Origin of the sequence: Priestia sp. JSM ZJ58, from assembly GCF_044383985.1 — a bacterium.
Taxonomy (GTDB): Bacteria; Bacillota; Bacilli; order Bacillales; family Bacillaceae_H; genus Priestia; species Priestia zanthoxyli.
Map to the genome: position 1 here is coordinate 2,776,263 of NZ_JBISEM010000001.1, position 25,648 is coordinate 2,801,910.

Consider the following 25,648-nt stretch of genomic DNA (forward strand, 5'->3'; position numbering starts at 1 on the left):
AACGTCTTACATTTTTATAAAGGAGAAAAAATGAAAGAATGTATTGTTTTCATTACAAATATTATTAATGTATTGCACGATGGATTAATTTATATTTTTTATTTACTAGGATTTTCTCTTTCAGATAAAGAACTTCACTTCTGGATTATTGGCATTATTGGACTGCTCACGTTTTTAAGCGTTTATATGATCTTTAAATTATTGTCAAAATGGAAATTTAGTATTACAGCTATTTCTTTTATCTATACTCTTACCGTTATGCTTGTCTTAGTTTTTGCTATTGAAATTCAGCAAGGAATTACTACCCGGGGCAACATGGAATTTGATGATGCCATAGCAGGCTTATGGGGATTTTTAGTGTTTTTTAGTATTTATATCGCCTTTGCTTCTTTTTTTCTTTTATCCAAGAAATTATTGTCTTCAAATAAGGAGAAAAAGATAAAAACCGAGGCCCCTACTCGGAGCCAAAGGCATGTTAATTAATTTCGTTTGAGTTTTAAAACGACTTGATGAATCCGTATTCGATTATATCGTTGAACCAAAATAAACGGTACGTTTGCAATAATCGCATAAATAACCATCCAAACACCTATAGAAGGAGAGTTCCATATAAAAAAAAGAATAGAAGGAAGTATGCTGATCCAGTGAGTTAACTCTGCTCGATTTGTTTCCATTAAAAAAAGCTGTGCATATTCCTTCGTTCTACTCTCCCATTTCTTTTTATAAAACCCTCGTTTAAATAGCTTTCCTGCATCAGGAAGCCAGGTTTTCCATCGGTGCACCCCGAATTTTTTATATATTCCAACTGTTTCCCAGCTGTGAACCTTAAACAGCGCAAGGTCTTTTTTTAAATAAAAGGCAGAAATTTTTGCGCACCTGTAGGCGATGAACATGTGAATCACAAACCATGCCATGATATTAATTAAGAGCTGAGCACCTGTCATTTTATCACTTTCTTCTTTTTTTCTTCTTCTATAGATATGCTGCGTTCTTTCCATTTAACTTGCTTTCTCACCGCTGTTTGGATGAAAGACCATACGAATAGGCCCAGAAAAAACAGCACGTGAATAGGAAATAAGCACAAAGAAAAAAAAGTAAACGAACCTATTTTTCTTAAGCTATTAAATAAGAGACTGACATAGCAAACATAACTGCTAATTGCCAAGCCTGCATGTTGATTCCATAGAGTAGGTAAAAAAAGAACATAATTAATCATGCTAGTAAGCCATAAACTTACTAGAAATAAATAAATGGCTTCCGTTTTCCCCGCACCTGAAGCAAAGCTTTTACTCCACCCTCTTATCAGGCTTTTCATACCATCTGGATACATGCGCATGGAAAGAGCTCCTTGTCCACTCATACACGTAATAAATTCACCTTGTTTGCTCATTTTCTCAACCAGTGCCATATTTTCAACCACTTCTTTTTTTATCCCTTCGTGGCCTCTGCTTTGAAAGTAGGAGGCTGCGCTGCAAAGCAAGCACTGCCCGAAACCGACGGAAGGACTTTTCCAATTTTTAAAGGGGTGAAAAGCGCCAATCGATGCAAACGTAACATAGTGAAATAAAGCAGAAAACATTTCATAAGGCCTCTTAACAAGATGATAAGGATGAACCGACAGCACCCCCCCTTGCTGTTGATAGTAGAAAAATACTTTTTCAATTCCGTCTTTCTCTACTGTAAGATCAGCATCTAAAAACAAAAGCAACGAGCCTTTTGCTTCTCTTGCTCCATTCCAGCATGCCCATGACTTTCCTAACCATCCAGCTGGAAGTGTCCCCGGGTGCACTACTTTCACGCCAAATGCTTTGGCTACCCGCTCAGTATGATCTGTTGAGTTGTCATCTACAACAATCACTTCAAAGTCAGCGTTCTGTAACTGGAGTGACTGCAATAAAAAGGTAAGGTTTTTTTCTTCATTTCTAGCTGGAATAATAATGGACAAACATGACATATCGTTTCTTACTATTTTTACACGTTTAAATGTAGGGATAGTGATGACAAGCGTACCTGTCAAGACAAGAGCAACCAGTAAAAAAGACATCTCTTTCTCCTTTCCTTCACGTATGAAAATTAGCGAACTGGACAAAATAAAAAGTTGTAGACCTATTTTTATTTTGCGTGAAGTCATTTTATACACATTGTTGACAACTCGCTTTTGTTTTATAAGGAGGAAAAAGATGAAAAAGAAAGTAATTGTTGTAGGCGCAGGTTTAGGTGGTCTGTCAGCTGCTATTCGTCTGTCAGCTGATGGATATGATGTAACAGTCGTTGAAAAAAGCGAGCGAATTGGCGGTAAGTTAAATATTCGCAGCGGCAAAGGGTTTTCTTTCGATACGGGACCTTCTATTTTAACAATGCCGTGGGTGCTAGAGCAGCTGTTTGACAGTGCAGGTCGCAATATCCACGACTACTTGACAATAGAACGAATTGAGCCTCAGTGGAGAACTTTTTTCCAAGATGGAACACAAATTGATTTGACCAGTGACCTTCCTCGCATGCTTCAGCAGCTTCAAGAACTTGCTCCAGAAGACATTGAAGGTTTTTTTGACTATTTATCTTATGCAAATAAAATGTACGAATCGAACTTAAAAAGTTTTTATAAAAAAAGTTTATCTGGACTGCACGATTTACGAACGATGCACACGGTAAAAGAACTGCTTCAAATGGATCCAATGAGATCTATGGATGCTACTACACGCAAATATTTTTCAAACAAACATTTGCGTCAATTGTTTAATTTTTTAATTATGTACATCGGCTCTTCTCCTTATCATGCACCGGCTGTATTAACACAGCTTGCTCACGTTCAGCTAGGATTAGGTATTTATTACGTAAAAGGCGGAATGTACAAAATTGCTGAAGCGATGGATAAGCTCCTTCAAGAACTTGGCGTCACTGTGCATCTAAATACGCCGGTAAAAGAAATCACAACAAGCGGAGCAAAGGCAACTGGAATTACACTAGAAAACGGTGAAAGCCTATCAGCAGATGTTGTGGTATCTAATCTAGAAGCCATTCCAACTTACCGCTATTTATTAAAAAATCATGCGCAAGCAGCTAAGCAAACTCAGCAGCTTGCAAAATTTGAACCTACTGTTTCTGGCCTTGTTCTTTTATTAGGGGTTAACAAACAGTACAAACAGCTTCAACATCATAATTTCTTCTTCTCAAAGGATCAGAAAGAAGAGTTTGATACAATCTTTAACAAAGGTCAAGTAGCCATGGATCCGACAATTTACATTGGCGTATCGTCTAAATCAGACCCTACGCAAGCTCCTGAAGGAAAAGAAAACCTGTTCGTTCTTACTCATGTACCTCCTTTAAAAGAAGGCGACGACTGGGCTGCATTAAAAGACCGCTACCGTGATGTCGTACTAAAAAAGCTTGAGGCAATGGGATTAGAAGACTTACGTTCCAGCATCGAGTTTGAATATACGTTTACTCCTAACGATATCCAAGAGCTTTACGGCGCTAACGGTGGGTCCATTTATGGCGTAGCAACTGACCGTAAGAAAAATGGAGGGTTTAAAATTCCGGCAAGAAGTCAGCTTCTTTCTAACCTTTATTTTGTAGGAGGCTCTACACACCCTGGAGGCGGCGTGCCAATGGTGACATTATCAGGTCAGCTTACAGCGGACGCGATTAATGAAGATTTTCAAATTCCTCGTATGCAAAAAGATATTGGATAATGAAAAAGTGCAGGAAATTCCTGCACTTTTTTTAAAAGTTCATTTTTGACTGTCCACCGTCTACGTTTAATGTCGCACCTACTATCCATGAAGCTTGAGAAGATGCTAAAAAAACAACGGCGTTTGCCACTTCTTCTGGCTCTCCAAAGCGCCCTGCTGGTATTTCATTTTCAACAAACTGCTTAATCTTTTCCGGATTTTCATCCATTCTTTTTTTCCAATTACCCGTTTCATGCAAGATGCTTCCAGGCGCTACTCCATTTACACGAATTCCTTTAGAAATCATTTCATCTGCAAACGACTTTGTAAAGCTGATAAGCGCTGCTTTTGCGTTATTGTACGTGACTTTCCCTCCACTTTCTCTCCCAAAAATAGAGGTAACGTTAATGATGGACCCACCTTTTGTCATATGTGCCGCTGCTAATTTACTCAAGTGGACAGCTGAAAAGTAGTTTAGCTCCATCGCTTCCTGAAAAAGAGATAAATCTGTTTCCATTGCCGTGCTTCCATTACTTCCTCCAGCGTTATTAATTAAAATATCAATACTCCCAAAGTCGTTAATGAATTTCTTAATTAACGCAACTCTATCCGCTTCGTTTGTTAGATCTGCTGTATATGTACGTACGTTTTCTAATTCTGACTGTGCATGCTGTAATGCTTCCTCTCCTCTTGCAGCAATTCCAACGTTTGCTCCTTCTTGAATAAACAAAGCAGCTATAGCTTTCCCAATCCCTTTTGATCCACCGGTAATGAGTACATTTTTGCTTTGCAACTGTAAATCCACACGTATCCCTCCACGTTAAATGATAACTACTATACTTTCTATCATATCCCACCGCGTCTCAAAATTAAAATCATATACTACTTTACCTTTTACTTCCTTTCAAAGTGTGTTCTTTATGGATACATTCTTTGAATTTATTATCAGAACTCTTAGCAAAAACAAGCCTTTGCGTGATATAATGCTTTTTGGTGTAAATGTTTTCAAATTGGGGGTTTTTTAATGCAACAAACGTTTTCAACGTCTCAAAAAGTTAAGCAGTTCGTTTTTATTTTATTTCCGATATTGGTCACCCAGTTTGGAATGTTTTCAATGACTTTTTTTGATACGATGATGTCAGGAAGAGTTAGTGCAGATGACTTGGCAGGGGTAGCAATTGGTTCGAGCTTATGGGTGCCTGTTTTTACAGGGCTAAGCGGAATTTTAATGTCTATTACGCCAATTGTTGCACAGCTGGTGGGAGCTAATCAAAAGAAAAAAGTTCCGTTCTCTGTCATTCAAGGGCTTTATGTCTCCATTTTAATGGCCGCTGTTATCATTTTAATCGGCTTTTTTGTTGTTAGTCCTATCTTAAAAGGAATGAATTTAGAAGCAAACGTGATGCGCATTGCCAAACAGTATTTAATCGCTTTATCTTTTGGTATTATTCCGCTTTTTATTTATACGGTTTTACGAAACTTTATTGATGCTTTAGGGCAAACTCGTACGTCTATGCTGGTCACCATTTTAGGGCTTCCGATTAATGTGGCTTTAAACTATGTATTAATCTTCGGTAAGCTGGGCTTCCCTCACTTGGGTGGAGTAGGCTCTGGTTATGCAACGGCCATCACATATTGGTGCATACTTGTCATATCGATTTTAATTATTCATAAAAAAGAGCCTTTTTCTAGCTTCGGTTTATTTAAAAAATTTCACCGTATCTCATTTTCTACCTGGAAAGAAATATTAAAAATTGGTTTACCTATCGGTTTTTCCGTATTTTTCGAAACAAGTATTTTTTCAGCTGTCACGCTGTTTATGAGCTCATATAATACCATTACAATCGCTTCTCACCAAGCAGCTATTAATTTCGCCTCATTTCTCTATATGATTCCACTGAGTATTTCGATGGCTTTAACAATCGTTGTAGGATTTGAAGCGGGTGCTAAACGGAATCAGGATGCACGAAGCTATAGCAGAATTGGTATAACAATTGCTGTTGGCATGGCTTTTGTTTGCGCAGGTCTTTTATTTACTCTTCGAGAATCCGTAGCATCTTTATATACAAAAGATGCAGAGGTACTGGCATTAACTTCTCACTTTTTGATTTATGCAATTTTCTTTCAGCTTTCTGATGCTCTTCAAGCTCCTATTCAAGGTGCGCTGCGAGGATATAAGGATGTAAATGTAACCTTTTTAATGTCCTTGGTATCTTATTGGGTAATTGGTCTACCTTTAGGCATTGTGTTAGCAAAATACACCGATTTGCAGGCGTTTGGCTATTGGGTTGGACTAATTGCTGGGCTCGCTGCAGGAGCAACAGGACTTGCGTATCGTTTGATAAAAATACAAAAAAAGCAGCTGCTAGAGGAGGATAAATCTTCTCGAACGGCTTAAACCAAAAAAGAACGTTCTCAAAAGAACGTTCTTTTTTGGTTCAAAGATGGATGGATATTCTTCCTTATACTAAGACCTAAAACTTCTTATTTATTTAAGGTACGCTCTAACTCTTGTAAAAGTTGTTCCGCACCTTTTTTACTTAACACAACGTTTCCATTACCAAAGGTTAAGTTTTCACGCGTAATTTCCCCAGTTACTAAGCAAGCACCATACGGGCTATACTTTTGTAAAATAATAATATCTTCATCAACATATATTTCTACTGGATCACCTGTGTTGATATTTAAAATACGGCGCAATTCAATAGGAATTACTACGCGACCCAATTCATCTACTTTTCTTACAATTCCTGTAGACTTCATAAAATCCATTCCTTTCATAGTAAACAAATAATATCTTCTCGATACAAATCTAGTCAAATTCGTCAGAGTTGCTAAAACCAAAATGCTTGAATGATGGTCTGATAACGGTTTATAAGTTCTTAAAATATGGCAAATAACGTATTAAATAGATTTATATACACTTTGTATCATATCAATTCGTACACTATTTATGAATAGTGCATAATCTTTAAAATCGAATTCATCCATATATGTTAAAAGTGTGTATTTTATCCATAATATAACTATATATCCATCTTTTACACTACTTTGTACCCATTTTATAACTTTTATTCCGACATAAGACGACAAAATCAGCTATAGAAAAAACGTGTCTTTTCTAACTAAAGACACGTTCATTTGGACCCGAAGTTGTCACGAATAGCTTTTTGAATCATAGCTTCACACCGCTCCAGCTCTACTTTTAATTGTTTTTTATATAATTTAGCTTTCTCTTCTCCCTCATTTGTAAATGTATAATAAACCACTTCTTGAAGCTTCATTCCTTCTTTTTTACGCTTCACCTGTTTGAGGACACCGTCTTCAATCAAGTCATGAAGAGCTTTGTATACCTCAGAATGATTAGGTTTGAATCCAAAAGGTCGAAATTCATCTCTCAACACATCTAATAACCGAAGGCCATACAGACGCTCTTGCTCCGTCATTGTAATCATATATAATTTTAAGAAAGCACGTTGTTTTAATAGAAAACCACTGGATGTACGCTTTTCTCTCATCTCAACTTCCCCCTTCACATACTTGCTTTCATTTAGAATAATAGAAAGCTCTATACGTAATTATACTTTTTTTATTCTACATAATCCTTCTTTTTCATTCAAAATCTCTTTTTTTCCTCACATTTTTTCACTTATTTACGCATTTTTCTCATTCTTTGTAAGCAGGCATTGAATTTTCTTTTTTTCATATATATAGAAGGAATTTACGTGAATATAAGGAGGGGTTCCTTTGAGTAAAAAATATGAAGAGATTGATTGGGGTTCAATTCAGCATAAGGTAGAAGATATGCTTGGAAATCACTTTTGGAGCGATTTAAATCACATCTTGCCAAAGCGATTTCCAAACGTCGATTTATATGAAACCGATAAAGAAGGCATTATCGTCGTTGAAGTTCCTGGACTACATTCCACTAACGACATTCAAATTAAGTTGGACGCAAATATATTAACCGTTGAAGGGAACGTTCCTTATGCTTATGAAGCATCTAAACAAAAGCTAAAACTGAACGAACGCCATACAGGCGTATTTTCTCGCACGGTCAAACTTCCTTTTCACTACACGGACGAACCAGTTCGCGCTAAGTACAAAAATGGTTTATTGGAAATTCGACTGAATAAGATAGAAAATGATCAAACCATTGCTATACAGTTTGAAGATGATTAACTGCACGTAACAAAAACCCTTCTGCTAGCAGAAGGGTTTTTGTTAGAGCGCTGAACTTAACACAACGTTTCCTTTTGGCGTCTTATTATTCGCGTTCGGTTCTAAAGTAATGGCCATAACATCCCACTTTTCACTCTGTTCTTTTTGGCTCATCGTATAGACCACTGTCCCATTTCCATTTTTATCTGTTACAAAAGCACCTGCCGGGTGAGGCTTATCACCTTTTATGAGCCATACCTGATAGACTTCATTCCCTTTTACATTTTTCAAGTTATTCGCTTGAATGACCACATTTAAATTTCCACCTTTTTTCGTCAGAGATGCTGTTGCTTCACCAGAAACATTCGGCTCTGCCTGCAGCTTCATCGTTTTCTCAGATGTAAGAGGTTCATTTTGAGGAGCAACCGAAACATTTGGTTCTTGTTTGCCTTTGTCTCCATCTTTCAACAGAAAGTAGCTGTTTCCTACAAGGGATAAAATAAGTGCCGCAGCTAATCCAATAATGACGGATTTTTTATTTGATTTCTTAGACGCAGCATATTGTTTTTCATTTTTTAAAGCTATTGATTCTCTCTTTGTCTCACCTTGATCTTCTTCGAATACATTTGCAAGTATTCGCTGTTTCATTTCTGGAGGAGGAGATTGCTCTGGTGTCAAATACGTTAGATCTCCAAGAACTTCCTCCAGTTCTTTTAGTTCATCCTGACAGCTTTGACAGTTTTTCAAGTGCATTTCAAACTCTTTTTTCTCATGGGAAGTCAACTGATCATTATAGTAATCAATTAGTTTATCGCACATACTCATGAATCAGCTCTCCCTTCTGCATCGGTACCTAAATATGTTTTTAATTTCCGCAACGCTAATCGCACCCTACCCTTTACTGTTCCTAATGGGATTTGCTGCTCTTCTGCTACTTTTTGCTGCGTTAATCCCTTAAAATAAACGGATTGAATAATCTTTTTTTGGTCTTCAGACAATTTTGATACAGCGTGCCGTACTCTCTGCTGTTCTTCTTTCCACTGAAGATGCTCGTCAATCTGAGGATGATCATCTTCAATAAAATCAAAAATTTCTTCTGAGAAAATAGGATCGTTTTTTCTTTTTCTCACCATATCAATCGCGGTGTTTCTTGTAATCGTAAACAGCCATGATGAAAACTTCCCTTTTTCATCGCTGTAAACTCCCTTTCCTCTCCACAGCTTAATAAATACTTCTTGAACAGCTTCTTCAGCAATATCAGAGCTATTTGTTAACCGGTATACAAACGAATAAAGAATTCGCTCGTACTTGTCATACAGCAGTTCAAGGGCTTTTTTGTCTTGTTCTTTTATTCTATTGTATAAGACAACGTCGTTTTGCTCTTTCATACCCTTCTCCTTTAACTCTTATGAGTCCTTATTATATAATCGAATTACCTTTGCATTTGGATCACTTTCACATCTTTTAAACGTACCTTTATTTTTCAAAAATGACAAGTAATTATACTTTTTTTATGGAATAGGAGCGAAATTGTCCAATGAAACATTTGATTCTTTTTGATGGCATATGTAATTTATGTAACAGCAGTGTTCAATTTATTATTAAACATGATGAACAAGCTTTGTTTTCTTTCGCCTCTCTTCAATCAGATTTCGGAAAGCAGCAGCTCGCCTCTCACGGCTTACTTCCTGAGCAATTAGACAGCATTGTATATATCCATGGAAAACAAAGATATATAAAATCAACGGCTGCTTTAAAAATCGCCAAGCGCTTAGATGGACCCGTTAAATTTTTATATGCACTTATTATCATTCCTGCGCCTATTCGAGATATCGTATACAACTGGATCGCTCGCAACCGATATAAGTGGTTTGGCAAACAGCAGCACTGCATGCTCCCAACTTCTGATACAAAAAAGCGATTTGTCGATGACTAAAAAAGCTCGGCACATAGAGAAAAAACGATTCCAAAGAGGCATATTTTTATGTTAAGAAAGTCTATTCATAAAAAAATCCGAACTGATTCAACATTCTAATGAAAGAATGCTGAACTATAGTTCGGATTTTTTATCTAACATATGGTTGTATGAGCTTTTTTAGCTTCCACCCATTGCTTTTTTATTCGTTGCTTCAATTGCCTGCTTCATTGTTAAGAAAAAGTCTTGTTCTTTCATCACTTTTAATCCTTCGGCAGTAGCGCCGCCTGGAGTTGTTACTTGCTCTCTTAAAGACGCAGGATCTTTGGTTTCATGCAGCATTTGTACAGAGCCATACATCATTTGAATAACTAAATCTTTGGCTGTTTTTTCGTCCACACCGTAAGCAGTCGTTGCATCAATTAACGATTCTGCAAAATAATATAAAAACGCAGGTGCACTGCCAGTTACAGCCGTTAGCTCATGTACTTCTTTTTCTGAACACTCATGCGCTTCACCAATTCCTTTTAAAATCATTTGAAGCACTTCTTTATGCTCTTTTGTTGCAGAAGTTCCAAGTGTATACAGGGACATCGATTGCCCAATCATAGCAGCTGTATTTGGCATAATCCAAGCGACAGGCGTTTCCTGAGGAAGGTGGTTTTCTAAATAACTCGGACCAATTCCTGCAGCTAACGTTACAACAAATTGCTGATTTAAATGAGTCGAAAGTTCCTTGAGAACGGAAGGATGCGCCTCGGGAGGCATCGCTAAAATAATAACATCCGAATTGTCAACTTCTTGGCGCCAATTTTGCGTCGTTTGTACGCCGTACGTTTTTTCAACTCGCTGTAACCGACCGATATCTCCGTTGTTTGACATCACCACTGCCTCAATACTATCAGCGCTGCTCGTAACCAAGCCAGCCGCTACGGCTTCAGCCATTCGTCCTGCTCCAATAAATAAAATTCGCTGTTTTTTCATCTGTTACTCCCAGTTATATGTCCAGAATTCTTCTCTTGTTAATAGACGTTCCATTTGCGGATAGTCAGATAAGCGATCGAAGTCAATTGCGTTCATCATTCCTTCTGTTTGAGAACGATGGGCTTTTAACGCTTCAATTTTTTTATCTTTCATCGCTGTTACATCAAAAATAACATCTGGTTCTCCAATATGTTCAATACGATCTTTTGAAAACGCATGACACCAAACAACCGGACGCTTTTCTTTTGGCATACGTTTTACCGCTTGGATCGTAGCTGCTCCCGTGGCATTATGATCAGGGTGTACTGCAAAGCCAGGGTAATGCGTTAAAATGTGAGTCGGCTTTACATCGTTAATAATTTCTTCAATTTTATCTGCAAAAACATCAATATCAAGAAATTCTAGCGTTTTATCACGAAGCCCTAGCATACGCAAGTCTTGAATGTCTAAAACGTTTGCTAAATCTAAAAGTTCTTTTTTTCGGATTTGAGGTAGAGTTTCACGGTTAGCAAACAGCGGTCTACCCATGTTTCGTCCCATTTCACCTAGCGTAACACAAGCATATGTAACGGGCGTTCCTTTTTGTCTAGCTTGCGTGATCATTCCTGCTGCTCCATATGCTTCATCGTCAGGATGCGGAAATACAATTAATAATCTTTCTTCCATGTTCTATTCTCCTCTCTTTTCTGTTATGAAAACGGATGTTCACTTAATTGAAGGGCAACTGCTAAACGACCTTCAAAGTCATGCCCTGCTAAAAGAAGTCTGCCTTCTTCATCAATTTCCCAATCTGTTAATCCCTCTGCATAAATCCATCCTAAATCAATTTGAAGACCTACACGATAAGGACCTTCTCCAGTTATCTTTCCGTTTGAAATAGTGACTTTACCATTGCGAATAAAAGCCCCAACTGTCATTACTTTTTCATTTACGTGTGAAGCATATGCACCGTTTGTCGTTTCAAGGTGTACATATACGTCTTTATTTAAAAATGTTTGTATTTTTTTTTGAACTGTTTCTTTATGAATTGGTTGCACGCTTGTTACTCCTTTCTCATGTTCATAAATTGTATTGTACTAAAAATCAGGAGCGAATCCTAATGTTTAGTTCTAGACTTTGAATTTCTTTATTCCATCGTTCATAATCATACATAAATGTTAATTCTTCCCAATTCAACATACTGATTTCTTGAATGTCTATAATAATCTCAGCGAGTTCACGGCTAAGCATACCTAGTTCTTTTCCTTCTGCTAGCTTTTTTTTGTAACGATTAAAAGCTGGATCTAATTGTTCAATTTGTGCATAAATTTCATGGATAGAGCCATATTGTTGAATAAGAGGCAGTGCGGCTTTTTCTCCTACACCTGGAACGCCCGGAATATTATCAGATTTGTCACCAAGCAATGCTTTTACGTCCACCCATTGACGAGGATGAATATTATATTCTTCTTGAAAGTGCTTAAAGCCATAAACAAGATCGCCAACCTGCTTTTTAGCAATAATTTGCGAAATATGTTGATCTAGGAGCTGAAGCAAGTCTCGGTCGTTGCTATAGATGTACCCTGGACTTTGCTTTTCCTTACTCCACTTGCTTGCAAGTGCTCCAATTAAATCATCTGCTTCATAAGAAGACAATGACATTTGATAAATGCCTACTGTATCAAAAAATTGCTTTAACGTTTCGTACTGCTGAATCAGCGGATCAGGCAGCTCTGCTCTTGTTTGCTTATATAAAGCGTATGTATCTTTACGTTTTGTATCCTCGCGTTTAACATCCCAAGCGACGAAAATATGGCTTGGCTCATATTGGTGAATCAATGCATGCATTTTTTGAATCGTTACTCTCAGGGCATTCGTAAATTGGCCCTTACTGTTTCTTGTCAACGCTGCTTCATCTCTTCCATAAGAAGTAGCAAAATAACAGCGGCTTAATAAATTAAATCCATCAATTACTAATAGTGTTTCGTTCACATAGTCACGTCCTTTGAAAACTTTGCTCCTTTAGCTTTTAGAGCAAACATACTATAGCACTTGTTCTTTGCACGCGTCAATGAAGTGCACAAAGCTCAAAACCCGCCCATTTTTTTCTCTCAATGTAAATGTAGTATAAAGATGTTAAATTGTTGTTATGATTTATTCGTTTGACTTTTAGAACTTTTGACTATCCTATAAAATGAGGATGAAAGATCAATCCTACAAATGAAGGTGAAAAAAGTGAATAAAAACACGATGATTAAAACATTAAAAGTTATATCTGTTGTGTCGCTTCTCGCTTTGTTATTTATCATTGCTTATGATCGTTCCATGTCTACATCCATGATTATTTTGTTCAGTTCGCTCATTTTCTTTGTATTTGTACTTAGCGACTTTTTTTTCGATCGCAAGCCGTGGGGATTAAAAGGCCTTCAATTATATATATCACTGATGTTATTCATCATTGCCATTTTTGAAATGCATCAAGTTGTCAGTTCACTTTGCGTTATTTCCATTATGGCTCTACCAAAAGTTATTGACGAATTAGCTTAAGCGCGAATGATAAATGATAAAATCCATGATCACAATGATCATGGATTTTATTACGTTTTGAGTAATTTTTCAGAGATGCGAAGAGCTTCTTCTATGCCAAATTTACGCACTAAACTGATGGCTTCCTTTATTTCTCTCTTTTTCAAATCATGAGTCGGATTTAAATTTAACAACACTTGAATAACAACTAAATCCCGCATCGTAAACATCATATTCTTTTTCATATCTCGCTGAAATGTATACTGTTCTTTTAAGAGCCGGTCACTTATTGCTAACACTTTCGACTCCGGAAGATGTAGCTGCGCTCCTGCTTCTTGACAAGACCACAATTTTTTCACTCGATCTTCAGCATTCATATTTGCGACTCGTGCATATGTAATATCGCTGTTTTCTTGACGAATCTCTATCTCTTTTAACGTTGGCTTTAGCACCGTTTTTCGCTTAGAGACTTTTTTCTTGTTAACTCCTGTATCCCTGAGGACTCTGCCGTGAACGGTGTAAATGTCGTATTCATTTTCTCTTTTTACATCTTGTTTATTGTATTTTGGAAAATAACCATTCACAAGCATCGTTCTCAACATATCTAATTCTTTTTTTAATCCATGAACTTCAATATATCCAACCGCATGAATTTCTTTGTGGAATTTTTTTGTATTGCTAACACCTTTTCCTGCAACGTGAGCTCTTACTCTTTCTGATAGAGAGCCCGTCGTGGTTCCGATATACAAAAGCCGGCCGGGTTCATCAAAGAAAAAATAAATGCCAGGAGCGGAAGGTAATTGTCCCATTTCTGCTGTACTTAGCAGCTTTTGCAATACTTGCATGACTGCTAAATCAATTTTTGCTGTCATTATTTTTGATAACCTTTTAACATTTCTTCATATACTTTTAGATGCGTATGTACAGTTTGAAGAAGCGGTACGTGTATAGACGATTTTTCAGCTAACTTCAGCAAATATCCTTGAAGGTGGTCTCCTTCAATTTGAGAGCTTTTTTCCATGTCGCGCTGCATCGATGACTTCATGTCATACGTCATTTTGTCCATCGTATTCATATGCTGTTCAATGATTCCTTCGGCTAATGGTGCATCGTAGGCCATCATAATATTTTCCACTTCTTTAAAAAGTTCTTGCACAAATTGACGCCCGCCTTTTGCTGCTAAAACTGGTCCAACAGGTGCGCGCATAAGAGTAGTCATGCCTGACATAACCGTAATAAACAAATACTTATGCCACATATCCTGTTCAATATATGAACTTTTCACAAACGAAGCTTTTGTACCACTGAACGCTTGCTCAATCAGTTGTAATCGTTCTGTGTCCTTCTGCTTAAATTCACCAAATACAAGTCTGTGAGCAGGACTCGTCTGGACGACCTCTCCATCTTGGTTTAAAGTAGTTTCAATAAAGCACAGCCCTCCAATGACTTTCTCTTCCCCAAAAGCTTCCTGCAATGGAGCGACATGAGCCATACCGTTTAACAAAGGTATTACAACGGTCTGATTCCCTACAAAAGGACGGACATCTTCAATTGCTTGTGTAAGATGATAAGCCTTCGTTGTGAACAAAATAACATCATAAGGTCCTTTTACCTCAGATTTTGTAATAGCTTGTACAGGTGAAGTGAAGTCACCGTGTGCACTTTTAATCACAAGTCCGTTTTGTTCCAGCTCTTTTTTTCTGCGTTCTCTGACAAGGAAAGTAACATCTTCTCCTTTTTCCACAAGCCTGCCTCCAAAATAACCGCCAACGCCGCCTGCGCCTAAAACTAATATTCGCATAACTTTTGCTCCCCTTTTCTTTTTCTTTTATTGTAGCACAGCTAGTTTGAAATTTTATAATATTCTTATTTCATTGTATTTTGAGTTTTCTACAAAAGATAGCCATAGCGCTTTTAAAGTTGTTATAATGAATACAAAAAAGCATAAAAATTTACGTTTAGACATTTATCCCCTCTTGGATATACGATTTACCAACCCTTAATCGGAAAAATTCCGATTTAAATAATGTTATTTACATAGGAGAGACTGAAATGAAAACAGAAATCTACATTTTATCTGGATTTTTAGGAAGCGGAAAAACAACGTTGCTTAAACAGCTGCTTCAGCAAGAAAAAGATCGTAATCGCAATATTGCTGTTGTGATGAATGAGCTTGGCCAAGTTTCGATTGACTCAAATGAAGTAGAAGAAGACACGCCGTTAAAAGAATTGCTAAATGGCTGCGTGTGCTGTACGATTCAAGGTCAATTTGAAACGCAGCTTCATTCACTTTTACAGGAGAACACATTGGATGCTATCTATATAGAAACAACGGGAGTTGCCCATCCCATTGAAGTATTAGATGCTTGTATGTCTCCTCTTTTTGCGCATCAAGTTACGATTAAAAGTATTATCACCACACTGGATGCGACAAGATGGAAAGAACGTGGTTCCTTAAGCATTCAACTTCAAAAACTTCTTCAAGAACAAGTAAAACATGGGGATGTAATTTTATTAAATAAAACGGACATGCTGTCTGAGTCAGAAAAGTCTTCCCTTCTTTTTGAGATTCAATCCATTAACGCTAGTGCAAGGACATTATTAACGACATTTTCCCGCGTGAAGCTTGATGTGATTCAAAAAGCTCAGCTGTCTCAAAAACAGCCGCACCATAAGGCTCATGTTGAAGATCATCTTCATTTGAAAACATTTGTATATGAGTTTACGAAAAAAGTGGATCTTGAATTATTTGAAAATTGGCTGCGCCAAATGCCAGATACCATTTATCGCATTAAAGGCTACATGCGCTTCACTCATTCGAATGATACGTATTCGTTTCAATATTCATACGGCATGCCTCTATATATGAAAGAAATGATGAAGCTGCCCACCACTCTTGTCTTTATAGGTGAAAACCTCGATCACGCTAAGATGAAACAAGAATTATTTAATCTTGAACAGCAATCTCATTAAAAATCCCGCTCTAGGCGGGATTTTTTTATTACTTATAAACAGGCATTTTGTACTCTGCGCAAAATTTCATATGCACGATTTCCGGCTAACTCTGTCAATTCTTCAAATTTTTCATCTCTTTTCAAATCGAGTTCAATAATTTCTTTTGCCAGCTCAATAATCTCTTCTTTTTTCAATTGTTGCACAGCCATGTAAAACGCCCTTCCCTTTTAGAATTTATGTATATTCTCACATTTATTTTCTATTCATCATTTTGAAAGCAAGTGATTAACCACAAGGCTTTATCCTGTATGGTTAACCACTTGGGATCGAGTTAATCATTAGTTTATAGGACTCTTTTCCCTATTTCATTATTTATGTCACTTTTTCTCACATAGTAATTCAAAAATATAACATATATATGTTAGAATGTATTACATGTTATAATTTTTTGTATTTTTTTCCTTTATAATAACATACTACTACGTACTCAGGGGTGAGGGAGATTGTCTACGAATGAAGCGTCATATCGAGATAAAAAAGTCATGTCTATTGGGATTGTAAAAGAATTAACCGGTTTATCAGAAAGACAAATTCGCTACTATGAGAAAAGAAGCCTGCTCTTTCCGGACCGAACCAATACGGGTATCCGGAAATATTCGTTTTCAGACGTCGAACGATTAATGGATATTGCCGATCGTATAGAAGAAGGAGTTCAAACGAGTGAAATACGCACAGAACTGGCTAAAAAAGATGAAGCGAGAAAAATGAAAGAAGTAAAAAACCAAATGCTTCAAGGTCAGTTGAACGCTCATTTCAAGCGGAAGCTATAAAGTATACATACGGTGACTTTTCCGTCTCCGTTTTTATTTCTTTACAGCAGACAAAAAAGCGCATATCTAAAGATATCCGCTTTTTTGTCCGTTAAGCTGAACGCCCTTTAAAGAATTTCGGCTGATGAGAGCTCATGAACTTAGTTTTAGATAAAATGAACATAACCGACCCGCCCCAAATGAACAAAAAGGCAATCATTTCCACGCTAGAAAACGGTTCGTGATACACGAATACCCCTAATAAAAGCGTCATGGTAGGAGCAATGTACTGCAAAAAACCGACCATCGATAGCGGAATAAGCGGGGCTCCTTTAGCGAAATACAATAGTGGCATAGCTGTAGCAACACCGCCTCCAATTAAAAGAGCACTCACATCAAGCGACTGAAGGGAAAAACTTGAAGATCCTTTCACTAAAAGAAAAATAAAATAAATAACTGCAATAGGTGCAACCATCATCGTTTCAATCGTTAATCCTACTTTTGCTTCTAACTGAATAGTCTTTTTTACAAGACCGTACAAACCAAAGCTAAACGCTAAGCTTAATGATACCCATGGGATATGTCCGTATGTAACTGTCATAACGATAACACCTATAGCAGCCAATCCAACAGAAGCACCTTGCCAAAAATTAAGCTTCTCTTTTAAAACGACTATGCCAAGCAAAATACTAACGAGCGGATTGATGTAGTAACCTAAACTTGTTTCAATAATATGATTATGGTTAACCGCCCAAATGTAAACGAACCAGTTGATGCTGATTAGCACTGAAGCCACAAATAAAATGACCGCTTGTTTCGTATTACGAAATAATAAACCAAGCGTCTTCTTTAAAGAACTCATTTGCTTTGTCACAAGCAAAAGTAAAAGCATAAAAATAAATGACCATATAACGCGGTGAGCGAGTATTTCATTCGCATTCACCTCGCCAAGAAGCTTCCAGTAAAGCGGAAAAAGCCCCCACATAACGTAAGCGCTGGCTGTATAAACAATACCTGCTCGTTTAGAATCTTGATTCATTTCTCAACCTCTTTTCTTTATCTCTCTGTCTCTTATCATTATAGATGCATTTACCTCTTTTTTATAGCTTTATTTTGCCTATCGAAATAGCTCAAAAAAAAAAAAAAAAAAACGATCGCTTTTAGCTCGACCGTTTTTTATACATTATTTTTTAGGTTGTTTAAATACTTTGGCACTGCGAATATACTCTACGTCTTGTACATTTTCTCGCGCGTTAGCGATTCGAGCCGCAGCAAAGAAATAATCGGATAAACGATTTAAATACTGAAGCACCGCCACATTAATTTTATGCTCACGCTGCACGCCAACAACAAGCCGTTCTGCGCGGCGTGTAATCGTCCGACAAATATGAAGCGTTGTCGCTGCAGGTGTGCCTCCAGGTAAAATAAAACGCTCAATGGCCGGCGCTTCTGACATATAGACATCAATGCGCTTTTCAAGTACTGCTATCATGTCATTCGTTACTTTGTACGGATGATCATCTTTTGCAAATGCTAAATCACTTCCACAGTCAAAAAGCTCATGCTGAATCGTAATTAGCTCTTCTTTTACATCTTTTAATGTTGCTTCATCCAGCTGATAAATCGCTTGACCTACAAAGCCATTTAGCTCATCAATCGTCCCGTATGCTTCCACTCGAATATCATCTTTGTTTACTCTTCCTCCAATCAAGCTTGTCTGCCCTTTGTCCCCTGTTTTTGTGTAAATGTTCATTGTATTTCCTCCTTCAATCGATTAGCAATTCCGTACCAAATGTGATCTACTTTCTGGGCATGTGCCGCCAAATGCTGATACGCATACCCGCATTCATCTCTCCACTGCCGCTCTATTGGATCTAAAGGAACAATGCCTTTGCCGACTTCAGTTCCAATCACTATTAACTGTTCCCATACACCGCTGTCTCTCCACTTCTGTATGACCTTTTTAACAACAAGATGCGGAGCCTCCAGCTCGCTATGTATTAATTCCTTAACATAGTGCTCAAATCCTTCTAGCACAATGTAACTTTCTTCAAACTCAATGGCCGGTAAAACGGGGTCTTCATACAAACAATGCCATTTTATCGACTTACTGGCATACTGCTGCTTCACCCATTTTCTTTTGCCGGTAAATGCACCGCCGAATACGAAATGCATGCTCTTCTCTCCTTTGCCTGTTTGTATGTGCACGTTACTGAAAAACCTTCTCCATAAGAAAAAGAAACATCCCAAAGCGACGCTGTCTGTTTAAAATGGGACGCAAGTAAACGCAGTGGTCCGCCGTGTGAAACAATAGCAATGTGACGCAATTGCTGACTAGCCGCCAAATCGACCGCTTCTTCCCAAGCTTCCCAAACTCGGTTTGAAAACCCTGAGAAGCTTTCACCATTCGGAGGCGTATGTTCTGCCCAGTGATCGATCCAATTTCTATATGCCCGTATGTTTTTTAAATCTTCATACGTCTTCTCTTCCCAATCTCCAAAATGCAGCTCACGCCAACTTTCCCTTTTAATCACCTGAGATTTAGGAAAAACAATTGAACTTGTTTCTAGCGCTCTTTTTAAGTCACTGGAAATAACGAGCTCCGGCTCTAGAGAAAGCTCTTTTAATTCATTTTTCCCTTCTATACTTAAAGGCGGATCACTCCACCCTATATATTTTTTTTGTTGATTTTCAAGCGTCATGCCATGGCGAATACATGTGATAACCAAAGAATTATCCATAAAAACGTTTCTCCTCCTTCAATGGTTGCACCTATAACATCTCCTGTTACGCCACCAAACTGCGAACGATAAAACCGTATCCAGAGCCATAAAAAACCGGCAAAGAAAAAGATAATGAATTTATTGTCTATAAAAACAATGAAAATAGCAACTAAGAATAGGCTCATGACGATAAATGCATAAATAGACCATTTGGTGACTCCTTTTTGAAAATAAGCAGCAAGCCCCGTATCTTTAGCGGGCTTATCTCTCATAACTAAGAAAGCGGCTCCGATTCTTGGAAGTGTAAAGACGGTTATACATGCCCAAACCGATAAAGAAGAAAGAGACGTTAATTCATAGATTGCACTAAAGCGCAGCAGAAGCAGAACAATAAGAGAAAGAATAGCAAAAGACCCAACGTGCGGATCGCTTAAAATCTGCAGTTTCTTTTCCTTTGACTGATGGGAAAAATACGCATCACTTACATCCATCCACCCGTCTACATGAAGACCACCCGTTAAAACAAGCGGCAAAAGCAAAACTAAAATACTGCTAACAATAGCAGTGATAGGTGAATAGTGAAGCAGCTGTAAAAAGCTATAAAACATTAAACCTAGTAATATGCCAATCCAAGGCAGAACAAAAAGTGAGCGTGCCGTTCTTTTTTCAGTCCATTGAACGGTTTTAGCCAGTGGTAAGATCGTAAAAAACTGAAGAGAGATTCGTAGTATGGCTATCCATTCTTTCATTTGCTTACACATTCCTTTCCTTTTTTAAAACGGGAAAGTCCCGCTTCTACACAAATAGCCACATCTGCTTTTTCTACAATATACTGATGTAATTTCCCTAACATATGCATATAGCTATATGTCGGCTCCTCTAACACGCCCGCTTCAAACAGTTCATTAGATACTAGCACGACCGTCTGAGACTGCGCAAACAGCTTATCGAGCGCTTCTATCATCTGACGAAAAACCTCTTGTTTACCTTCTTTTGTTTGCCACCTTTTTTCGGTTAAAAAAAGCTCATTGGCAAGCCAGTTTGTGACACAATCCAAGAGTATAGTATCATCACTTCGAAGGTTTGGAAGAATTTGTTGTAAATCTACAGACTGCTCGATCGTTGCCCAAGGCGTGTTCGCCGCTTGACGTTCTGTTTGATGAAGCTGGATACGTTTTTGCATTTCACTATCTGTTTGCCGGCTTGTGGCAATATAAACAGCGCGCTTTGTACAAAAAGTTTGAACCATGTTCTCCGCTGCACGTGATTTGCCGCTTCGAACCCCTCCGCTAATAAAGATGATCATATTTCATCGAGTCCTTGTTTGATTACGTTAAGTAAATAGTCATTTTCTTCTTTCGTTTTCACAGCCAAACGGATATAGCGTCCATTTAAAAATGGGAAGTTTTCAGTATGCCGAGCTACCACACCGCGGCTTGCTAAATAGATAAGCCAGTCGCGCGTTTTAATAGAAGACGGAACGCTGCAAAGATAATAGTTTGTTTGAGACGGAGAAACCAAAAGCCCCCATTCTTCTAGTTGACTCAAGATCCGTTTTCGTTCTTGTTTAATATAATGTACGGTTTTTTTCACAAAATCTTTTTCATCTACACATATCATCCCTACTTGCTGCGACAATCCGTTTACACTCCAAGGAGGTTGTTTTTTAGACATCTTGCTAATAATTTTTTCATTTGCCAAAATATAGCCAAGGCGAAGCCCCGCAATATTAAACATCTTTGTCATCGAACGCACAACAATGAGATGTTCATAGTTTAGAATAAGAGAATCAAATGAAGGCTGATGTTCGACAAAATCAATAAATGCTTCATCAATTATTAAGTATGTACCATGATGAGCAGCAGCTTTTACTACTTTCATCCATTCCTCGTGACTATACATAACGCCCGTTGGATTATTTGGGTGACAAATCCATAGTACTTTTATATCCGGAAGAATACTCATAATCAACTCTATATCCCAGCTCCAGCCATTTTCTTCAGCTAAAGGAACGTATGTCACTTCACATCCATACGCTTTACTTGCCTGTTCGTATTCGACAAACGTCGGCTGTACAATCCCCGCTTTCTCTCCTGAAAATAAAGAAGCAATAAGGAAAAAAGCTTCAGCGGCCCCATTTGTGGGCAGCACTTGGGCAGCGGAAACATGATGATGAGCTGCAAGTTTATTTTTTAGTTCTGTTACTTCAGGATCAGGGTAACTAAACGCAGCTTCCTTGAATTCGTTCCACTTTTCGTGAAGAACAAGGGGAGCCCCTAAAGGATTTGTGTTTACGCTAAAGTCTTTTAGATGCGACAAATTCTCGGCCCCTATTGCTTTTAAAAAGACATTGGGGTTAGCTCCATGTGTAGGTAATAGCACTAATAACTCCTCCTAACAAAAGATAGAATAACCACGTAGCATAGACCGTCCTTTTCATAATGAAAACAGCTTGTTCAATATGACCGGGTTGCAGGGGAATGAGTGGTTCGCCCATTTTTGCACGATTAGATTCTATGCCTTTATATGTATTAAGCCCGCCGAGTTGAATACCTAAAAGGGCAGCCACTGCACTTTCCCCGTATCCGCTATTTGGACTTGGATGCTTCTTAGCATCGCGCTTAATCAAACTCGTTACATGCCAAAGAGAATATTGGCTTTTTGCTACATTAACAGCGGTCATCACCACTGCAGTTAACCGACTTGGAATATAGTTTAATACGTCATCGGTTTTTGCACTAAAATAGCCGAACAGAAAGTAGCGGTCATTTTTATACCCAACCATTGAATCGCATGTGTTAATAGCTCGGTAAAAAAAGGCTAGGGCTCCCCCTCCTATAAATGCATAAAAAAGCGGAGCTGTAATACCATCACTTGTATTTTCAGCCACGGTCTCTACCGTCGCTCTGGCAATTTCTCCTTCTGATAAACGGTCCGTATCTCGTCCCACAATCATGCTTACTTCATATCTAGCTTTCTCCATATCTCCTAGCTGAAGCGGCTTTTGCACCTTATAAGCAGCTTCGCTTAAGGAACGAGTGGATATAGTAGTCGCAATCATTACGCCCTCTACTAAAACACCTAGTATAAAATGAACTCCGTACAAAGCATGAAGGAATAAAAAAGGAATAACTCCTGCGAGCACCACCATACTTATCACAAGAAGCAATCCTTTGAATCGTTTTCCTGCGCCTTTATTTAATCTGGAATCCATCCAATAAATCCACTTGCCAAACCAGCGAACGGGATGCGGCCAATTTTCTGGGTCACCTATGATTCGGTCAATGAGTAGAGCAATCGTCATGGCTGTCAGGTGTGCAATCATCGCTTGTGCAATACTCATTTCTTCACCTCTTTTCCTTAAGTGCCTGCTCTAAGCTTATTTTTACCAGCTTGGCTACCGCTTGACCTAAAGCGGTCATAGAGCCTGCATATTCATATAATGGTCCTTGCTGAGACGCTGCAACTGAGATACTGTCCGTAGATGTTCCCGTAGCAATCGTCTTTGTAGCTGGATCTATGACACCCAGCTGTGACAGCGTTTTTGTTTTGGCTTCTGTAGCGGCAATAAAAAGCTGTAAAAACGCCGCATCCGTAAGCCTGCCTTCCACGAAAAAAAACATATTAATTGTACCGGGAGAGGAATAGAAAGGGACAGCTTCGTCAGCTGTAATATCCACTGCGTTTCCTACTCCAGCCGTTATCACGGAAGCTACTCTTACTCCGTAGCCTTCATAACAGTAAATCGCTCTTTCTTTTAACCAAACCGCTGTCATCAACCCTACGATTTGCTCATGGCGCACATTTTCTTTCATCAAATATTGCTCATACTCTAAAGAAGGAGTATCTGAATAATAGTCTTTATGAACAAATCGATTGTAAAAGGTGTCCGTTTCCGTGATGCCTGTTCCTAAAACGCCTGAGCTGTATGTTTTATAAGAAGTCTCGGTTTTCATGATTAAAAGCTCAGGCCGTTCTTCAATTTTAAGATGTGAAAAGGGACCAATCCCCTTTTCGATTCGAACTGGAATATGGTCCCTCTTTTTATTTATTGTACACCTCAGGGTATACTGCTTTTGCTAAGTCCTCTAAGCCATCTACAATACGAGGTCCTAAGCGGTTGATTTTGTTTTGATCAACCTTTTCAATATTCCCCTCTTTTACAGCAGTCATGCTGCTCCAAGCGGGACGCTTCATAATCTCATTTTTGTCTGCATCATACGTTGCGATAATAACGTCAGGGTTTAACTTAACAACTTGCTCTTCAGAAAACTTAACCCAACCCTTTTCACTAGCCGCTACGTTATCAGCACCGATCATAGTAAGCATTTCGTTCATGAACGTACCTTTTCCTGTTGTATAAATCTCAGGAGCTCCCGATACCTCTATCCATACTTTTTTACGATCTTCTTTTGAAATCGTTTTTGCTTTTTTCTCAATTGAAGCTACTTTTTCTTTCATGTCTTTAATTGTTTGATTAGCTTCTTTTGTTTTACCCGTTAATTTACCAATTTGCGTAATAGAATCATAAACCGTATCAAACGTTGTTGAATCTTTTACAACAAATACCGGAATACCCGCACTTTCAATTTGTTTAAATACTTCATCTGAAACGCCCATACTTGAAGCGTGTGCCAGCACTAAATCAGGATTTAAAGCAATAACTTTTTCTGCATTAACGTTCATATCTCCCACCTGCGCTTTTTTCTTTACGCTTTTAGGATAATCATCGTTGCTTGTGACACCGACTAATTCTTTTTCAAGGCCAAGGGCATATACAATCTCCGTATTACTTGGCATTAATGAAACAATTTTCTTAGGCTGTTTTTTCAACGTAATTTCTTTATCACGCGCGTCTTTTACCTTCACTGGAAACGCAGCTTGTGACGTTTGTTCTGTATCTTGCTTCGTTTTTTTATCACTGTTGCTTTGGCTGCCTGCACCGCATGCAGCAAGTACGATGACTAACAGCGCAATAATGGAATACGAAAGCCATTTTTTCATCTAAATACTCCCCCTATATATTGTTCATTGTGAATACGAAACCTCCACGTTAAAGAAAAAGCAAATGATCATGCAAAAAGCAGCGCTATCCCGTTTTTTCCGCTTTGACTATGTATACTGCTCGGCAGCAGCTTCAAAATAAAAAAGCTTTACTTTCAATTGAAAGCAAAGCAGGTAACGTCAAGATAAGCAGGAAAAGAATCCGTTCACTATACTTGATATGTATGTTCATTACCCTGCTTCACCCTTCCTCGAAGGTTTCACAGCTAACAATAAGGCAGGTCTCCTGACTTACGCACAAAGCGCTTACAGTGGCGGGACCGCGCTGGTTTTTCACCAGACTTCCCTTTTCACTCAATCTTTAAATTGAGACCTTATTGCTTTACGATTATTCACTTGTCCTAGTATACCCCACTCATCGAAAAATGGAAATAGCCATTCTCACAAAAAAAGCTGCGAGAATGCTCTCGCAGCTTAGGGAATTAAAGAGTTGCTAAAAATTCACGGACCGCTTCAGGCGTTTTAGCATTTGCACTGTGCAGGTGCGCAATTTTTTCACCGTTTTTATATACAAGAAGAGAAGGAATACCCATTACATTGTTTTCAGCAGAAAGTTCTTCAAACTCATCCTTGTCAATTTTAAACCATGCTTTATCTGTATTTTCGTCAACGATTTCATCAATAAACATATCCAAACGTTTGCAATCAGGACACCACGTTGTCGTAAAAATCCCAACGCTTAGTGTTTCATTCTTAATTTGTTCGCGAAATTGTTTTTCTTCCGTAAATTGTTTCATTGTGTTACCTCCAGCGTCTATTCGTTGCTTCCTACAATTCTATAGTAAGAAGTCTGACTTCATTATAAACGATTTTTTTATCGTTGTGCTAATGTTTCAGCTTATTTAGACCATAACGGTTTTA

33 protein-coding genes and 1 riboswitch are annotated in these 25,648 nt (G+C 38.1%); of the genes, 8 read left to right on the forward strand and 25 right to left on the reverse strand.

From position 1 onward, the window contains the following. The first annotated feature begins 30 nt into the window (after window positions 1–30). The gene (locus ACH6EI_RS14620) at window positions 31–483 is read left to right on the forward strand and encodes a hypothetical protein (protein ID WP_013056728.1); all 453 of its coding nucleotides are present in this window, start codon (window positions 31–33) and stop codon (window positions 481–483) included. On the opposite strand, the gene ACH6EI_RS14625 is transcribed toward ACH6EI_RS14620, so the two are convergent. Continuing rightward, window positions 480–998: a glycosyl-4,4'-diaponeurosporenoate acyltransferase CrtO family protein gene (locus ACH6EI_RS14625; protein ID WP_226313290.1), complete on the reverse strand. Its 519-nt coding sequence runs from the start codon at window positions 996–998 to the stop codon at window positions 480–482. The genes ACH6EI_RS14620 and ACH6EI_RS14625 overlap by 4 nt on opposite strands. Further along, complete coding sequence (locus ACH6EI_RS14630; protein WP_099330873.1) at window positions 941–2,044, reverse strand: glycosyltransferase family 2 protein; 1,104 nt, start codon at window positions 2,042–2,044, stop codon at window positions 941–943. Before ACH6EI_RS14630 ends, ACH6EI_RS14625 begins: the two co-directional genes overlap by 58 nt. 136 nt (window positions 2,045–2,180) lie before the next feature. Between ACH6EI_RS14630 and ACH6EI_RS14635 the strand changes: the two genes are divergently transcribed. Continuing rightward, window positions 2,181–3,692: a phytoene desaturase family protein gene (locus ACH6EI_RS14635; RefSeq protein WP_028413625.1), complete on the forward strand. Its 1,512-nt coding sequence runs from the start codon at window positions 2,181–2,183 to the stop codon at window positions 3,690–3,692. Window positions 3,693–3,723: 31 nt separating this feature from the next. Here the strand turns inward: ACH6EI_RS14635 and ACH6EI_RS14640 are convergent, their stop codons facing one another. Continuing rightward, a complete protein-coding gene (locus ACH6EI_RS14640; protein ID WP_099330872.1) occupies window positions 3,724–4,476 on the reverse strand; it encodes an SDR family NAD(P)-dependent oxidoreductase in 753 nt (250 codons plus the stop codon). 219 nt (window positions 4,477–4,695) lie between these two features. On the opposite strand from ACH6EI_RS14640, the gene ACH6EI_RS14645 reads away from it, so the two are divergent. Further along, a complete protein-coding gene (locus tag ACH6EI_RS14645; protein WP_099330871.1) occupies window positions 4,696–6,069 on the forward strand; it encodes an MATE family efflux transporter in 1,374 nt (457 codons plus the stop codon). Between the two features lie 86 nt (window positions 6,070–6,155). Here the strand turns inward: ACH6EI_RS14645 and ACH6EI_RS14650 are convergent, their stop codons facing one another. Further along, on the reverse strand, window positions 6,156–6,434 hold the full coding sequence (locus tag ACH6EI_RS14650; RefSeq protein WP_025752053.1) for an AbrB/MazE/SpoVT family DNA-binding domain-containing protein: 279 nt from the start codon (window positions 6,432–6,434) through the stop codon (window positions 6,156–6,158). 374 nt (window positions 6,435–6,808) lie between these two features. Next, window positions 6,809–7,189, reverse strand: a complete 381-nt coding sequence (locus tag ACH6EI_RS14655) for a replication termination protein (protein ID WP_013056721.1) — start codon at window positions 7,187–7,189, stop codon at window positions 6,809–6,811. Between the two features lie 229 nt (window positions 7,190–7,418). On the opposite strand from ACH6EI_RS14655, the gene ACH6EI_RS14660 reads away from it, so the two are divergent. Then, entirely contained in the window at window positions 7,419–7,853 is a 435-nt protein-coding gene (locus ACH6EI_RS14660) for an Hsp20/alpha crystallin family protein (protein ID WP_013082862.1), read from the forward strand. 42 nt (window positions 7,854–7,895) lie between these two features. Here ACH6EI_RS14660 and ACH6EI_RS14665 read toward each other — a convergent pair whose 3' ends face one another. Next, on the reverse strand, window positions 7,896–8,657 hold the full coding sequence (locus ACH6EI_RS14665; protein WP_028413628.1) for an anti-sigma factor: 762 nt from the start codon (window positions 8,655–8,657) through the stop codon (window positions 7,896–7,898). After that, on the reverse strand, window positions 8,654–9,220 hold the full coding sequence (locus ACH6EI_RS14670; RefSeq protein ID WP_028413629.1) for an RNA polymerase sigma factor: 567 nt from the start codon (window positions 9,218–9,220) through the stop codon (window positions 8,654–8,656). The genes ACH6EI_RS14665 and ACH6EI_RS14670 overlap by 4 nt, the downstream gene beginning before the upstream one ends. A 149-nt stretch (window positions 9,221–9,369) precedes the next feature. On the opposite strand from ACH6EI_RS14670, the gene ACH6EI_RS14675 reads away from it, so the two are divergent. After that, the gene (locus ACH6EI_RS14675) at window positions 9,370–9,768 is read left to right on the forward strand and encodes a thiol-disulfide oxidoreductase DCC family protein (protein WP_028413630.1); all 399 of its coding nucleotides are present in this window, start codon (window positions 9,370–9,372) and stop codon (window positions 9,766–9,768) included. Between the two features lie 159 nt (window positions 9,769–9,927). Here the strand turns inward: ACH6EI_RS14675 and proC are convergent, their stop codons facing one another. From proC to ACH6EI_RS14695, 4 genes are read right to left on the reverse strand one after another with little or no spacing between them, the layout of a single operon-like run. After that, entirely contained in the window at window positions 9,928–10,731 is an 804-nt protein-coding gene (gene proC, locus ACH6EI_RS14680; protein ID WP_028413631.1) for a pyrroline-5-carboxylate reductase, read from the reverse strand. A 3-nt stretch (window positions 10,732–10,734) separates the two neighbouring features. Beyond that, a complete protein-coding gene (gene bshB2 / locus ACH6EI_RS14685; RefSeq protein ID WP_013056715.1) occupies window positions 10,735–11,397 on the reverse strand; it encodes a bacillithiol biosynthesis deacetylase BshB2 in 663 nt (220 codons plus the stop codon). 23 nt (window positions 11,398–11,420) lie between these two features. Then, on the reverse strand, window positions 11,421–11,768 hold the full coding sequence (locus tag ACH6EI_RS14690) for a YojF family protein (protein ID WP_013056714.1): 348 nt from the start codon (window positions 11,766–11,768) through the stop codon (window positions 11,421–11,423). A gap of 46 nt (window positions 11,769–11,814) precedes the next feature. After that, window positions 11,815–12,702 carry a 5'-3' exonuclease gene (locus ACH6EI_RS14695; RefSeq protein ID WP_028413632.1) on the reverse strand — a complete coding sequence of 296 codons (888 nt, stop codon included), beginning with the start codon at window positions 12,700–12,702 and terminating at the stop codon, window positions 11,815–11,817. 243 nt (window positions 12,703–12,945) lie between these two features. Here ACH6EI_RS14695 and ACH6EI_RS14700 point away from each other — a divergent pair, with 243 nt between their 5' ends. Further along, window positions 12,946–13,257: a hypothetical protein gene (locus ACH6EI_RS14700; protein WP_016763842.1), complete on the forward strand. Its 312-nt coding sequence runs from the start codon at window positions 12,946–12,948 to the stop codon at window positions 13,255–13,257. 50 nt (window positions 13,258–13,307) lie between these two features. Here ACH6EI_RS14700 and ACH6EI_RS14705 read toward each other — a convergent pair whose 3' ends face one another. Together ACH6EI_RS14705 and panE are read right to left on the reverse strand one after the other, a co-directional pair. After that, complete coding sequence (locus ACH6EI_RS14705; RefSeq protein ID WP_028413633.1) at window positions 13,308–14,108, reverse strand: GIY-YIG nuclease family protein; 801 nt, start codon at window positions 14,106–14,108, stop codon at window positions 13,308–13,310. Then, window positions 14,108–15,037: a 2-dehydropantoate 2-reductase gene (panE, locus tag ACH6EI_RS14710; RefSeq protein ID WP_028413634.1), complete on the reverse strand. Its 930-nt coding sequence runs from the start codon at window positions 15,035–15,037 to the stop codon at window positions 14,108–14,110. Before panE ends, ACH6EI_RS14705 begins: the two co-directional genes overlap by 1 nt. Before the next feature lie 251 nt (window positions 15,038–15,288). Between panE and ACH6EI_RS14715 the strand changes: the two genes are divergently transcribed. Then, the gene (locus tag ACH6EI_RS14715) at window positions 15,289–16,209 is read left to right on the forward strand and encodes a CobW family GTP-binding protein (protein ID WP_014460454.1); all 921 of its coding nucleotides are present in this window, start codon (window positions 15,289–15,291) and stop codon (window positions 16,207–16,209) included. A 32-nt stretch (window positions 16,210–16,241) separates the two neighbouring features. Here the strand turns inward: ACH6EI_RS14715 and ACH6EI_RS14720 are convergent, their stop codons facing one another. After that, on the reverse strand, window positions 16,242–16,400 hold the full coding sequence (locus ACH6EI_RS14720; protein ID WP_013056708.1) for a hypothetical protein: 159 nt from the start codon (window positions 16,398–16,400) through the stop codon (window positions 16,242–16,244). Window positions 16,401–16,694: 294 nt separating this feature from the next. On the opposite strand from ACH6EI_RS14720, the gene ACH6EI_RS14725 reads away from it, so the two are divergent. Next, the gene (locus tag ACH6EI_RS14725; protein ID WP_013082852.1) at window positions 16,695–17,021 is read left to right on the forward strand and encodes a MerR family transcriptional regulator; all 327 of its coding nucleotides are present in this window, start codon (window positions 16,695–16,697) and stop codon (window positions 17,019–17,021) included. Window positions 17,022–17,112: 91 nt separating this feature from the next. On the opposite strand, the gene rarD is transcribed toward ACH6EI_RS14725, so the two are convergent. From rarD to ACH6EI_RS14780, 11 genes are all read right to left on the reverse strand, one after another. Further along, a complete protein-coding gene (gene rarD, locus ACH6EI_RS14730; protein ID WP_028413635.1) occupies window positions 17,113–18,039 on the reverse strand; it encodes an EamA family transporter RarD in 927 nt (308 codons plus the stop codon). A 144-nt stretch (window positions 18,040–18,183) separates the two neighbouring features. Next, window positions 18,184–18,753 carry a cob(I)yrinic acid a,c-diamide adenosyltransferase gene (locus ACH6EI_RS14735; protein ID WP_028413636.1) on the reverse strand — a complete coding sequence of 190 codons (570 nt, stop codon included), beginning with the start codon at window positions 18,751–18,753 and terminating at the stop codon, window positions 18,184–18,186. Then, window positions 18,750–19,175, reverse strand: a complete 426-nt coding sequence (locus tag ACH6EI_RS14740) for a bifunctional adenosylcobinamide kinase/adenosylcobinamide-phosphate guanylyltransferase (protein ID WP_028413637.1) — start codon at window positions 19,173–19,175, stop codon at window positions 18,750–18,752. The genes ACH6EI_RS14735 and ACH6EI_RS14740 overlap by 4 nt, the downstream gene beginning before the upstream one ends. After that, window positions 19,127–19,741, reverse strand: a complete 615-nt coding sequence (locus ACH6EI_RS14745) for a histidine phosphatase family protein (RefSeq protein ID WP_028413638.1) — start codon at window positions 19,739–19,741, stop codon at window positions 19,127–19,129. Before ACH6EI_RS14745 ends, ACH6EI_RS14740 begins: the two co-directional genes overlap by 49 nt. Beyond that, entirely contained in the window at window positions 19,699–20,472 is a 774-nt protein-coding gene (cobS, locus tag ACH6EI_RS14750) for an adenosylcobinamide-GDP ribazoletransferase (RefSeq protein WP_028413639.1), read from the reverse strand. The genes ACH6EI_RS14745 and cobS overlap by 43 nt, the downstream gene beginning before the upstream one ends. Beyond that, window positions 20,469–21,029 carry a bifunctional adenosylcobinamide kinase/adenosylcobinamide-phosphate guanylyltransferase gene (locus ACH6EI_RS14755; RefSeq protein ID WP_028413640.1) on the reverse strand — a complete coding sequence of 187 codons (561 nt, stop codon included), beginning with the start codon at window positions 21,027–21,029 and terminating at the stop codon, window positions 20,469–20,471. The genes cobS and ACH6EI_RS14755 overlap by 4 nt, the downstream gene beginning before the upstream one ends. Beyond that, window positions 21,026–22,105, reverse strand: coding sequence for a threonine-phosphate decarboxylase CobD (gene cobD / locus ACH6EI_RS14760; protein WP_028413641.1), 1,080 nt, complete (start codon window positions 22,103–22,105; stop codon window positions 21,026–21,028). Before cobD ends, ACH6EI_RS14755 begins: the two co-directional genes overlap by 4 nt. Beyond that, window positions 22,080–23,066: an adenosylcobinamide-phosphate synthase CbiB gene (cbiB, locus tag ACH6EI_RS14765; RefSeq protein WP_028413642.1), complete on the reverse strand. Its 987-nt coding sequence runs from the start codon at window positions 23,064–23,066 to the stop codon at window positions 22,080–22,082. The genes cobD and cbiB overlap by 26 nt, the downstream gene beginning before the upstream one ends. A 4-nt stretch (window positions 23,067–23,070) precedes the next feature. Then, complete coding sequence (locus ACH6EI_RS14770; RefSeq protein WP_028413643.1) at window positions 23,071–23,679, reverse strand: adenosylcobinamide amidohydrolase; 609 nt, start codon at window positions 23,677–23,679, stop codon at window positions 23,071–23,073. Window positions 23,680–23,767: 88 nt separating this feature from the next. After that, window positions 23,768–24,727, reverse strand: coding sequence for an ABC transporter substrate-binding protein (locus ACH6EI_RS14775; protein WP_028413644.1), 960 nt, complete (start codon window positions 24,725–24,727; stop codon window positions 23,768–23,770). A gap of 259 nt (window positions 24,728–24,986) precedes the next feature. Next, window positions 24,987–25,119, reverse strand: a riboswitch (cobalamin riboswitch). A gap of 90 nt (window positions 25,120–25,209) precedes the next feature. Next, entirely contained in the window at window positions 25,210–25,524 is a 315-nt protein-coding gene (locus ACH6EI_RS14780) for a thioredoxin family protein (protein WP_013056696.1), read from the reverse strand. Between the last annotated feature and the right edge of the window lie 124 nt (window positions 25,525–25,648).